The organism is Eggerthella sinensis (genome assembly GCF_003339815.1).
In the GTDB taxonomy this organism is placed as follows: Bacteria; Actinomycetota; Coriobacteriia; order Coriobacteriales; family Eggerthellaceae; genus Eggerthella; species Eggerthella sinensis.
On record NZ_PPTT01000050.1, the window covers coordinates 1 to 11,616 of the forward strand.

General features: G+C 65.5%; 10 protein-coding genes. 3 read left to right on the forward strand and 7 right to left on the reverse strand.

The features are described from left to right. The 7 genes from C1876_RS16870 to C1876_RS16900 all read right to left on the reverse strand — a co-directional run. The coding region (locus tag C1876_RS16870; protein ID WP_114547893.1) for a 4Fe-4S binding protein at nt 1-334 on the reverse strand (334 nt) is incomplete at its 3' end. A 4-nt stretch (nt 335-338) separates the two neighbouring features. Next, entirely contained in the window at nt 339-980 is a 642-nt protein-coding gene (locus tag C1876_RS16875; RefSeq protein WP_114547885.1) for a 4Fe-4S dicluster domain-containing protein, read from the reverse strand. After that, the gene (locus C1876_RS16880) at nt 980-1,705 is read right to left on the reverse strand and encodes a TorD/DmsD family molecular chaperone (protein ID WP_114547886.1); all 726 of its coding nucleotides are present in this window, start codon (nt 1,703-1,705) and stop codon (nt 980-982) included. Before C1876_RS16880 ends, C1876_RS16875 begins: the two co-directional genes overlap by 1 nt. A gap of 10 nt (nt 1,706-1,715) precedes the next feature. Beyond that, entirely contained in the window at nt 1,716-2,477 is a 762-nt protein-coding gene (locus C1876_RS16885; protein ID WP_114547887.1) for a MarR family transcriptional regulator, read from the reverse strand. Between the two features lie 42 nt (nt 2,478-2,519). Further along, on the reverse strand, nt 2,520-4,313 hold the full coding sequence (locus tag C1876_RS16890) for a DEAD/DEAH box helicase (protein ID WP_148044529.1): 1,794 nt from the start codon (nt 4,311-4,313) through the stop codon (nt 2,520-2,522). A 116-nt stretch (nt 4,314-4,429) separates the two neighbouring features. Next, complete coding sequence (locus tag C1876_RS16895) at nt 4,430-5,029, reverse strand: LysR family transcriptional regulator (RefSeq protein WP_114547889.1); 600 nt, start codon at nt 5,027-5,029, stop codon at nt 4,430-4,432. A 5-nt stretch (nt 5,030-5,034) separates the two neighbouring features. After that, complete coding sequence (locus C1876_RS16900) at nt 5,035-6,531, reverse strand: helix-turn-helix transcriptional regulator (RefSeq protein ID WP_114547894.1); 1,497 nt, start codon at nt 6,529-6,531, stop codon at nt 5,035-5,037. A 378-nt stretch (nt 6,532-6,909) separates the two neighbouring features. Here C1876_RS16900 and C1876_RS16905 point away from each other — a divergent pair, with 378 nt between their 5' ends. From C1876_RS16905 to C1876_RS16915, 3 genes are read left to right on the forward strand one after another with little or no spacing between them, the layout of a single operon-like run. Then, nucleotides 6,910-9,963, forward strand: coding sequence for a dopamine dehydroxylase (locus tag C1876_RS16905; protein WP_114547890.1), 3,054 nt, complete (start codon nt 6,910-6,912; stop codon nt 9,961-9,963). Nucleotides 9,964-9,966: 3 nt separating this feature from the next. Continuing rightward, nucleotides 9,967-10,599 carry a 4Fe-4S dicluster domain-containing protein gene (locus C1876_RS16910; RefSeq protein ID WP_114547891.1) on the forward strand — a complete coding sequence of 211 codons (633 nt, stop codon included), beginning with the start codon at nt 9,967-9,969 and terminating at the stop codon, nt 10,597-10,599. Then, a complete protein-coding gene (locus tag C1876_RS16915) occupies nt 10,599-11,468 on the forward strand; it encodes a dimethyl sulfoxide reductase anchor subunit family protein (protein ID WP_114547892.1) in 870 nt (289 codons plus the stop codon). Before C1876_RS16910 ends, C1876_RS16915 begins: the two co-directional genes overlap by 1 nt. Nucleotides 11,469-11,616: the final 148 nt, after the last annotated feature.

Here is an 11,616-nt window from a genome sequence, read left to right on the forward strand (position 1 = left end):
GGGCGGGGGCATGGGCGAGGCCATCCGCGGCGCCATGGCGGGGTTTCCTCAGCCGCGACATGAAATGCACGGGGCAGGCCCAGGCGCAGAACACCTTGCCCAGCACGATGCAGATCAGCAGCACCACGATCACGCTTATCACGGCCAGGGGGATGGCGGTTTTCTGGGCGAGCATGGCCAGCAGCGCGCCGAGGGGGCACAGCAGCGTGATGTCGCCGAAGCCGATACCGCAGAGGTTGCCGATGCCGCCGGCCGTGAAGTAGCCCACGGCCACGACCGCCAGCACGGCAAGCATCACGAGAAACCGAACCCGCAGGCTGTTTTTCTTCTTCATGCGATCACGCTCCCGCTTCTTCGGTGGGTTTCACCACGATGGCGCGATCGGTTGCGCCCGTGGTGATAGAGCCGGCCGACAGCGAGATGCAGGCCAGCTCGCAGGCACCGCATCCGTTGCACGCGTCGGCATCCACCACCGGTACGTTGTCGTAGCCCAGCTCAAGCGCCTCGTAGGTGCACACGTCCACGCACTCGTGGCACCCCATGCCCTTCGCCGCCAGGCACCAGTCGCGATTGAGCTCCGCGATGCCGATGATCACCGCGGTCGGGTCGACCTCGGTCAGCGCATGGGTCGGGCACACGGCAATGCACTTCGGGCCGCCGGGCTCGTTCTCGCAGAAGTCGCACCACCCGCTCTTGAAGTTCATACGCGGCGTGCGCGCGTTCAGAATGCCCTGCTCGATATGCGCGGGCGCGATGGCGTTGTGCGGGCACACCTCGCGGCACTTCTCGCAGTGCACGCACCCTGCCACCAGCTGCTCTTCGTCCTGACCTCCCGGCGGGCGACACAACGTCTGGCTCGGCAGGTACTTCACGCCGCCCAGGCCCACCACCGCGCACGCGCCCACGGCGCCGAGCGCGAACGTACGGCGCGAAACCGACGCCCCCTTCGGCGCGCTCCTCTTTTCCTCGGGCTCGCTCATTACGCCACGCCCTCTGCAACCTCGCGCTCCTCGACGGCGTCGCCAGCCAGCACGCCGTTATCCTCAAGCACCTCGGTGAGGAACTCGAAATCGTTGCGCAAATACCCGCTGGTCAGCTTGCCCAAACCGCGATAGAAGTCAGTGTTCGGGAACTTCTGCAAATCGTGCGCCATCATGGGATACCACGCCAGCAGATGATCTTCCAGGAAGTTGCGCTGCTGCAGCAGCAGGTTCAGGCACGTCTCGTCCTCGCCCTGCTCGAGCGCCGTCAAGGCGCGCTCGATGAGAATCTGCTCGAACTCCAGCTCGAGCGCGATGTGATCCTCGCCTTCCTTCCAGCTCTCCTGCTTGTCCAACCCGGCGGCGTGGTACAGCACGAGCACCTCGTCGCGCGCGTCCTGCATCATGAGGCGCTTCGGGCTCGTGTACACCGACTCGTACGGGTAGGCCGCCGAGAAGCCGTCGTTGCCCGACCCGATGAACGCGCGCACGTAGTCCACGGCGAGGTCGGTGAGCACGGCGGCATCGGCCTTGCCCAGATAGCTGCACATGAGACGGTAGCCCTCGTCCACCAGCTCGTTGCCCGTGTTCGCCGGGAACTTCATGGTCATGAGCGTGTCGAGCAGCTCCTGATCGACCTCGACGCGGAACAGCCGCGACAGGAACTGGTAGGTTGCCATGCGGCCGCGCAGAACTTCGGCGAAGGTGATGTCGTATTCAGTCATGATGGGCTCCTTAGTTGCGAGAGAAGATGTCGGATGCCATAACCTGAGTCCCCAAAGCGGAGACGGTCCACACGGTGTTCCATTCCAGGGCGCCCAAGCGCTCGAGCTTGCCCAGGAAGTAGCCGCAGAAACGGCGCGGCTCCACGCACAGCGGATCGTGGTCGATGGCGGCGTCGAGCTCTTTCACCGGGCAGCCGCCCTCGCGCGAGCACATCGAGAAGATGCGCTCGTACAGCGGCAGGTACTGCGGCTCCTCCTGCAGCATGGCAATGATGGCCGCCTCCGACACGCGCGCCTCCGCGGCGTCGAGGCCGGCCTGCGTGGCCACGTAGCGCACCGGCGGCGCCGGCGTCACCACTATGAAGCCGTCTGCGTCCACAAGGGACTCGCCCGCGTCGGCCGGTGCCTCGTCCTCGACGCGCTCCACGCCGCCGGCGCGCTCGAGCAGCTGCACGAGCTGCGCCGCCGTGTACACGCTCACCTCGTTCGGGAATTCCGCATCCACCTCGGCGGCAAGCTCGCTCATGGTGCGCGGCTCGCGGCACAGCTCCACGGTGCGCAGGATGCGCACCATCTGCCCGGGAATGCCCTCGATCAGCTTCGCGATGCGCTCGGCGGGCGGCAGCTCCACCTTCGGCGGCACCACGCTCAGCTCGGCGTCGGGAATGGGCGGCAGGTAGTCGGTTTCCTGCGCCACCTCCTCCTCGTCGATGCTGAGCTCTGCCAGGGGGTCGAAATCATCGTCGATGGTGAACACTTCGATATCGCTCATGGGTAGATCCTTTCAGGAAGGGAGAAAACGGGGAACGGGGCGCTAGGACACGAACGCGGAAGGTACCACGGATGCGTAGCGGATGCCGTTCTTGATGAACACGCGGGCGGTTTGCATGTCGAGGACGCCGGTGTTTTCCAGGCGGTCGCGTTCGAAGCGCGTGCACACCACCTCGTCGGTCGCCGTCGCGCACACGTCGTCGAACAGCACGCGCTCGCGCTCGAGCGCCACCGCGCGATGGTCGATGGTGTACTTGTCGTCCACCGCGTCGAGGCGCGGCAGGAAACCGTTCACGAGCCCCGTGACGAACGTGACGCGCGCGAAATGCCCATGGCAGCTGCGGTACGGCACCACGGACACGGCATCGGCACCGGCATCGGCCCCGGCACCCCCGCTCGTGCCCGCCCCCGCAAACGCGTTGCGCGCGAGGTTCTCGAGGTCGGCGCGCGCGGGATCGTCGCCCAGCAGCGCCACCATACGCGGCGCGAGCGGCATGCCGTGACGCTCGAACAGCAGCACGGCCTCGTCGCGACCGATGCCCTCGCAGGCGCGGCGCAGCTCGTCGAGCTCGTCGAGCGGTGCGTCGAACTTGCCGAAGACGTTCATGCCGCGCGCCTCGTCGTCCATCGCGCGCAGCGCCGCCACCGCCTCGGGCACCGTCATCTCGTGATCGCGCGCATAGGCCATGAGCTCGAGGAACGCGTCGGAACGCAGCAGCCAGTCGCCCATGCCAATCCAGGAGCGCAGCGCCGTGAAGTCATGAGGGTCGAGGATGAGCTGCAAGAACGCGGCCAGCTTGAGGTCGGCGCACTTCTCGGCGTAGCGCGGGTCGCCCTTGAGGCGCCCGGCGCCCCCGTCGCGCACCGCGGCGATGCCGCGCGCCTCAAGCGCCTCGACCATCTTCGCTGCCCACGTGCCGTTCGGCACGGCCACCAGCACGTCGTGCGGCGCCATGCCCGCGTCCAGCCGCGCTTTCACCTGATCGGCCACGCACGCGAACTCCGCATAGGGATCGGGGCAGACGATGCACGCGCCCACCGGCGCGCCCGCGCCCGTCTCGAGCGTCCAGGCATCGGCACCGGTCGCGTCCGCGAACGAGGCGAACCCTTCGATCCACGGGTAGGGCTCCTCGGCGTTGCGCGCCTCGGTCGAAGCGCCCGCCACCACGAGCCCCGCGCCGGCAACGTGCTGCACGAGCCGCTGCGCCGCCTTGCTCAGCGTGCCGAAGTCGTCCACCAGCAGCACGAGCGGCTCAACCTCCGCACCCGCATCCACCAGACCGTGGTACACCCGACCCGGCAGCTCGCACGGCAACAGCGCCCGGCGCACGTCAAGATTCTCCTCGAGGATGGCGAATACCATCTGCTCTTCGTTCGTGACGAGCCAGCCCGGCTCTTCGCTGAAGCAATCGCTTATGCTCTTGTAGAAGAACTTGAGCATCTCGCGCAGGCGGCGCGGCTTGATGCCGCTCACCTTGAGGTCTTCCAGCAGCACGTCGTGCTCGTTGTCGTTGAGCAGACGCGCCTCGCGGCCCATCGCGGCACGCACGCGCCCGTCCGCGGCAAGCGATAGGCACAGCTCGCGCACGGTCACCACCGCGTCGGCGCCGAGCGCCGGGTAGGCCTCAAGCGACGTGCGGAAGCGCTGCGCGGCGACGTCGTCCACGCACACGATGCGCGCACGGGTTCCCGTTTGGTTCAACTGATTCGCGTATGCCAGAAAGGCAGGTGCAAGATCGTCGGACGCACCGCGCTCGATGCGCAGCTTCGCGACATCGCCTCGCTCCAGCAAGGCATGCGTCACCTCGTCCACCGACGAAAAAGAACAAGCACTCATGTTCGGCCTCCATCCAAATGTTCGGATGAAACCCTCTGCCTGAAGCCCCCCAGCTTCATCAAGTGCTTTCAACTATCGGAGGTCAGTATGCCCGACCTCTCGCGGGGAATCTACCATCATTCCGAAACGGAATGGACGATGTCGAGCGCCTCCTGCTTGCCGCTCACGCCCAGCTTGCGGTACACGCGCCCCAGCACGTCGGCCACGTTGTCGCGCGAAAGCCCCAGCTCGTCCTGAATGGCCTTCAACCCGCGTTCCTCCAGGTAGAGCACGAGCGCGCCCGTCTCCTGCCGATCCAAGCCGTAGCGCTCGGCGGCCATCCGGCACTTGCAGCGCAGCACGGCATCGCACGATGCCGCGCGCCGCACGCTCGTTCCCGCAGCCGACGCCGCACCTGCCAAGCCCGCCCCGTCCGCACGTCCTCCGCGCTCGCCGCGCCCCTCGCCCGCCGCGCCCGCTGCCGCCGCGTGCACCAGCCCGCGCGTCTGCCGCAGCACGTGTTCCAGCTGCCCGGCCTGCGCGTACAGCGCCTCGCCCGCCGCCGTGAGCTTCAGGCCACTCCGGTCGCGCACGAACAGGTCGGCTCCGAACTCGCGCTCGAGGGCGGCCACATGCTTGCTCAGCGTCGACTGCGTGAGGTGCAGCTCGCGCGCAGCGGCCGTGAAGCTGCCGCACTCGGCCACGCACCGGTATTCGTGCAGGTAGGCGGTTTCCATCGCGGCTATTCGACCTCTTCCGCATGCTCACGCGTGCGCTCCACGAGGTCGATGAGCTCCTGACGGTTGTCCACGCCCGTCTTCTGGTAGATATGGCGGATGTGCGTGCTCACCGTGCCCGCCGAGATGAACAGCGTTTCCTGAATGCGCGAGATGGTACGGCCCTGCAGCAGCAGCGGCAGCACGTCGCTTTCGCGCGGCGACAGGCTGAACTTCTCCACGATGGCGTCGCACGGGTCCACGGGGTCCTCGTCCTCCCCCACGCTCTCGTCGACTTCCGCCACCACGCCCTCGTCCGCACCCGGCAGCACCCGACTCACCTCGCCGATGCCCAACTTGATGAGGTCGGTCTCGGTGAACAGGAACAGGTGCGCCACGAACAGCGCCGATACGGCCACCAACGTGACACCGGCCAGGTCGAACGACGTGAACCCCGCAATGTGCAGCCCATGCGCCATGGCCGAGCCAATCACCTCGCCGCCGCACAGCGCGAACAGCCCCAACCCGATGGTGCGCACCGCGCCGATGCGGAAGCTCCTGGCCACATCGATGCAGACCACGCACAAGGTGATGGTGAAGCAGTTGTAACCGCCGAAGATGATTGCGCTCGAATAGGTGTTGTTGTCTCCCATGAACGGCGTGAGCAGGCAGCCCAAGCACAGCAGCAACATGGCGAAGCGGTACGCGAAGAACACGCCGTCGCGGGACAGGAACACGGCGATGAGCACCACCGCGAGCATGGCGAAGAAGCCCGCCGCCAGCAGATACATCCCGTAGACGTCCTGCACCTCGAACGTGCGGTACCCCGACAGCACATCGAAGAAGCCTTCGAGCATCCCCACGAGCACCGCACCCGCCAACGCCTTCGCGAACAGCCCCACGGTGCGTCCCGACGGCGGCTGCTCGGGCAGCGGCAACGCCGGCGCCTTCGCGCCGCCCAACCGGCCCAGCATGAAGCCCGACGCCAAGGGCAGGCAGATCACCGCGATGTTCGCCAGCAAGGGCGGCACGGCCACCAGCACGAGCGACACGACGAACGCGACGCACATGCCCGCCGACAGCTCGAACAGCGACAAGCGCCCTCCCACGCCCGAGAACAGACCGATCCATCCGAGGAACAGCACGGCCGAACCGGTGCCGGTCATAATGCTGCTGATGCCCAGGATGAGCATGCCGTACGTGGTATTGAGGTCGGAGAAGGGCGTCAGCAGGCTGCCCACGCAGGTGACCGCCGCCGCAACCGCCACGATGGTGCGGTTGCCGGCAATGCTGTCCTGTCCTCGCATGATCACCGACACGAACAGCAGCGTGACCACCATCGCGCACAGCGATATGAACAAGGTGGTGTACAGCGAGCCGCGCACGTCGGACGAGTACAGATACGGAACGATGCTGTAGAACGCCATGAGCATCCACAGGCGATCGAACGAGAATCCGATGACGCGCTTGAGCGAGAGGTCCTTGCCCCACGAAGATCCCCGCGTTGATCGAAGCTGTTCCATGCTCATGCTCCCCCCGCCCGTCGAGCCGTGCAATCATGCTTCCGCCGATCCCTCAATCGGCAGATCTGATTATACGTATAACGATAATGATTACCGCGCTCTACTTTATACTAGTTTCAGTATAATTCATGATGCATCCGCACCATTTTACCTGGTCATCACCGTCTGCATGTTTCTCATGATCTGAAAATCATAAGAATTTATGATGCGCCGTTCCCGGCCTCGCAACGTTTCGACGATGCTCGCATGCCCCTCGCTTCCGTATGGTCACCGTGCGAACCGGGGAACTCTGCACCGCACAAGCGGAAACCCCCTTCCCCGATCGCCAGACGAGAGCAGTACCGAACGAGACGAGATTTGAGGAGAAGGAGGAGGAGTATGGGAACCCTGACTATGTCACGACGCACGTTCGTCAAGACCGCAGCCATCACGGGCGCCGCAGCTGCCGCATTCGGCGGCTCGACGCGCGTCGCGCTGGCCGATCAAACGTACAGCGCAGCGTCCGGCAACGACACCGTCGCCGTGAAAACCTGCTGCCGCGGCTGCGGCAAGATGGAGTGCGGCGTCAAGGTCATCGTGCAGAACGGGCGCGCTATCCGCGTCGAAGGTGACGAGGGTGCGTTCCAGTCCATGGGCAACTGCTGCACGAAGTCGCAGTCGTCCATCCAGGCGGCGTATCATCCCGACCGTCTGCACTACCCCATGAAGCGCACGAACCCGAAGGGCGAAGAGCCCGGCTGGCAGCGCGTCACGTGGGACGAGGCCATGCAGTCGGTCGTCGACAACTTCATGAAGATCAAGCAGCAGTACGGCGGCGAGGCCATCGCCTGCCAGGTGGGCACGTCGCGCATCTGGTGCATGCACTCGGAGTCCATCCTGAAGAACATGCTCGAGACGCCGAACAACGTGGAAGCCTGGCAGATCTGCAAGGGCCCGCGCCACTTCGCCACCACCATGGTGTCGCAGTTCGCCATGTCGTGGATGGAAACCATCACGCGTCCGAAGGTATACGTGCAGTGGGGCGGCGCTTCCGAGCTGTCCAACTACGACGACTCCTGCCGCACCACGGTGGACGTCGCGTCGCGCGCCGACGTGCACATCAGCGTCGACCCGCGTATGGCCAACATGGGCAAGGAAGCCGACTACTGGCAGCACCTGCGCCCCGGCACCGACGGCGCCCTGGCCCTGGCCTGGACGAACGTCATCATCGAGAAGAAGCTCTACGACGACCTGTACGTCAAGAAGTGGACGAACGCTCCGTTCCTCGTGTGCGAGGACATCGAGCCCTCCGGCTTCCCCACCGTCCGTACCGACGGTTCGTACTGGGACGTGAAGACGCTCCTGCTCAAGGAAAGCGACGTCAAAGAGGGCGGCAGCCCCTACAAGTTCCTCGTGTACGACAACAACTGGGAAAAGCTCAAGGCCGAAGGTATCGAGCACGAGTACGGCCCGTTCACCTGGTTCAACGCTGACCAGGAAGGCAACATCGACGACACGGGCGGCTTCTGGGAAGGCGAGAACTACGACTCCGAGAAGGCGCGCGAAGGCCGCGAGGCCAACCAGGACAACCTCCTGCCCGGCCAGACGCAGGGTTGGCTGCCCGATCCCATGCCGTTCGACCCCGCCATCGACCCCGCCCTCGACGGCGAGTTCGAGATCGAGCTCAAGGACGGCAAGACGTACAAGGTCAAGCCGGTGTGGGAGTACTACAAGGCCCAGTGCGGCAAGTACGACCTGAAGACCGCCGAGGAGATCACCGGCATCCCCGCCTCCGAGATCGAAGCCGCTGCCACCACCTACGGCACGCGCATCGACCCGAGCACCGGCTACGGCAACGGCGGCATCCAGTACATGCTGGCCATCGAGCACGGCTGCAACTCCGTGCAGAACTCCCGCGCGCTCGACAACCTCGTGGGCATCACGGGCAACATGGACACCCCGGGCGGCCACCGCGGCCCCACCATCGTGCCCATCGACGGCGACCTCCAGGGCTTCAGCGCCTGGGCGCCGGGCGCTTCCACCCCGCCGGCGGAAGTCAACGAGAAGCAGATCGGCATCGACAAGTTCCCGCTCATCAGCTGGTGGCAGTACTGGTGCGACAGCCATGCGCTGTGGGACGCCGTCATCACGGGCGACCCCTACCCGGTGCGCGCCCTGTGGAACGAGTCCGGCAACTTCATGAGCCAGTGCAACACGACCCGCGCCTGGGAAGCCCTGTGCTCGCTCGACTTCTACGTGGACCTCAACCTGTGGCACACGCCGCAGAACGACACGGCCGACATCATCCTGCCGGTTGCGCACTGGATCGAGCTCAACTCGCCGCGCGCCAGCCAAGGTGCCGCCGGCGCCATGGGCGCCACGGTGAAGTGCATCGAGCCGCCCGCGGAAGCCAAGTACGACCCCGAGATCGTCATGGACCTGGCCAAGCGCATGAATTGGCAGTGGACGAACGAGCCGGGCAACGAGTGGCCCTCCATCGATTGGCAGCTGGACGACTCCATCAAGCTGCTCACCGACGACGAGCTCACCTACACCACGTGGCACGTCGAGAACGGCAAGCCCACGTTCGAGCGCCACGGCGTGCCCATGGCCGAAGTGACGCCGAAGTACAAGACGTGGAACGAGTACGTGGAAGCCTTCCAGCAGCACGGCTGGTGGCAGGCGAAGGACGTCGAGCCGCGCAACTGGGGCACGTACCGCCGCTACCAGACCGGCGCGATGCGCGCACGCGACCGCGTGTGGGCCCGCCTCGACTACACGGCCGGCAAGGGCATCGGCGACTGGAAGCCGGGCTGGTTCACGCCGACGATGAAGCAGGAAATCTGGTCCACCGTCATGGAAACGCACCATCCCGAGCACCGCGACTGGTGGCTGCCCAGCTGGGACGAGCCGCCTCATGGCCCGAAGGACGGCGACCGCATCAAGGAGTACCCGCTGACCGCCACCACCGGCCGTCGTATTCCCGTGTACTTCCACTCCGAGCACCGTCAGCTTCCCTGGTGCCGCGAGCTGTGGCCCGTGCCGCGCGTGGAAATCAACCCGAAGACGGCTGCCGAGTACGGCATCGAGCAGGGCGACTGGGTGTGGATCGAAACCGAGTGGGGCAAGATCCGCGAAGTGGCCGACCTGTACTACGGCGTGAAGGAAGACGTTGTCAACCTCGAGCACACCTGGTGGTACCCCGAGGTGAAAGACGCCGGCCACGGTTGGCAGCACTCGCAGGTCAACCAGCTTATCGACCACGGCGCGCAAGACCCGCACGCCGGTAGCTCCAACCTGCGCGCCTACCAGGTGAAGATCTACAAGGCCACGCCCGAGAACTCGCCGTTCAACAACCCTGTGCCGTGCGACAGCACCGGCACCCCGATCATCCATACCTCCGACGACCCCCGTCTGAAGGAATGGTTGCCGACCTACGAAGGGAGGGAGTAAACCATGACGAAGGCTATCATCACCGACCTCAACCGTTGCGTGGGCTGCCTCGCGTGTTCGGTTGCCTGCAAAGGCGTGAACAACGTGCCCATCGGCAGCTACTGGAACAAGGTTGTCCGTGTGGGACCGAACCCCATCCCCGGCGGTTCGGGACAGTATCCCGACGTGTACATGTACTTCCTGCCCATCAGCTGCCAGCACTGCGAGAACCCCGAGTGCGTGAAGGTGTGCCCGACCGAGGCGTCGCACGTTGCCGAGGACGGCTCCATCCAGATTGACAAAGAGAAGTGCATCGGCTGCCAGTTCTGCGTCATGGCCTGCCCCTACGGCGTTCGCTACCTCAACGAGGAAGAGAAGGTCGTGGAGAAGTGCACGCTGTGCGAGCAGAAGCTGCAGCAGGGCGAGCTGCCCCAGTGCGTCAGCCAGTGCGGCGGCAACGCCCGCTGGATCGGCGATACCGAGGACGGCCTTGAGTCCTTCGAGGGCTCGGAAGACCCGCTGGGCAACCGCCGCAAGATGGTCGACTTCCTTGAGCCCTTTACCGAAGCCGACATGCACAAGCTTCCCGACGTGGGCAACAAGCCGTCGTACTCGTACATCTTGCGTGGACAGCACTGGGAAGGAGGTGATGAGTAATGGAAACTCAGTGGCCTCTCGTCATCTTCACGCTGTTCGTGTGCCTGACCAGCGGCATCCTGGGTGGCATGTCCATCCTGGCGCTCAAAGGCGAAGGTAAGACCCTGCAGATGACCGCGCTCATCACGTCCGCCGTGTCCCTCGTGGTGGGCGGCCTGGGAGCCTTCCTGCACCTCCAGCACTGGGAGCGCATCTTCAACGGCTTCGGGCACATCACGTCCGGCATCACCCAGGAGCTCATCGGCTGCGTGGCGCTGGCTATCATCATCGTCATCTGGTTCGTGATGCTCCGCGGCGACAAGCCGGTTTCCAAGGCGCTCGCCTGGGTGACCATCGTGGTGGCCGCGTGCATGGTTATCGCGACGGCGCACTCCTACCTCATGCCGGCCCGTCCGGCTTGGGGCCTGGCGCTCATCGCGTTCTACCTGGGCAATGCCTGCATCTTGGGCGCCGTGGCCATCTGGCTCATCGCCATCCTCAAGAAGGACGAGGCGGCCGAGCGCACGGGCATCCAGCTGACGTTCATCGCCTCCATCGTGCAGCTCGTGGGCGACGCGGTGTTCGTGGCAGCCTGCGGCATGGCGAGCATCGCGCAGTTCGGCTACTACGCCGACCCGACGTCGATGACCACCGCTCCCGTGCACATCGACAGCCTGCTCACCGTCATGATGACGGGCGAAGGCGCCCTGATGTTCTGGGGTTCCATCATCTGCGCCGTCATCGCGCTGGTATGCGCCCTCGTGGCCAAGAAGAAGGTGGGCGACTCGAAGGTGTACATGGTGGTTGCCGCCATCGTCATCCTGGCCGCGTCCGTGATGTTCCGCGTCCTGATCTACCAGCTGGGCTACCCCATGGTCCTGCTGTACTAGCACCGCACCGCTGATCGCGTTCCGGGGAGGAAACTGCAACCTCCCCGGAACCGATCGAGGTGAGCGGGACGCGGCTCCCCTCCTCCGTCCCGCTCACCTCGATCGTGCGCCGCCCAATCCCTCCCCCCGTGGCACCGCAGATCGACCC

Excerpts from the sequence above, each read along its gene's own strand:
- C1876_RS16875 (WP_114547885.1), bottom strand. The coding sequence starts at position 980 with ATGAGCGAGCCCGAGGAAAAGAGGAGCGCGCCGAAGGGGGCGTCGGTT.
- C1876_RS16880 (WP_114547886.1), bottom strand. The coding sequence starts at position 1,705 with ATGACTGAATACGACATCACCTTCGCCGAAGTTCTGCGCGGCCGCATG.
- C1876_RS16885 (WP_114547887.1), bottom strand. The coding sequence starts at position 2,477 with ATGAGCGATATCGAAGTGTTCACCATCGACGATGATTTCGACCCCCTG.
- C1876_RS16890 (WP_148044529.1), bottom strand. The coding sequence starts at position 4,313 with ATGAGTGCTTGTTCTTTTTCGTCGGTGGACGAGGTGACGCATGCCTTG.
- C1876_RS16895 (WP_114547889.1), bottom strand. The coding sequence starts at position 5,029 with ATGGAAACCGCCTACCTGCACGAATACCGGTGCGTGGCCGAGTGCGGC.
- C1876_RS16900 (WP_114547894.1), bottom strand. The coding sequence starts at position 6,531 with ATGGAACAGCTTCGATCAACGCGGGGATCTTCGTGGGGCAAGGACCTC.
- C1876_RS16905 (WP_114547890.1), top strand. The coding sequence starts at position 6,910 with ATGGGAACCCTGACTATGTCACGACGCACGTTCGTCAAGACCGCAGCC.
- C1876_RS16910 (WP_114547891.1), top strand. The coding sequence starts at position 9,967 with ATGACGAAGGCTATCATCACCGACCTCAACCGTTGCGTGGGCTGCCTC.
- C1876_RS16915 (WP_114547892.1), top strand. The coding sequence starts at position 10,599 with ATGGAAACTCAGTGGCCTCTCGTCATCTTCACGCTGTTCGTGTGCCTG.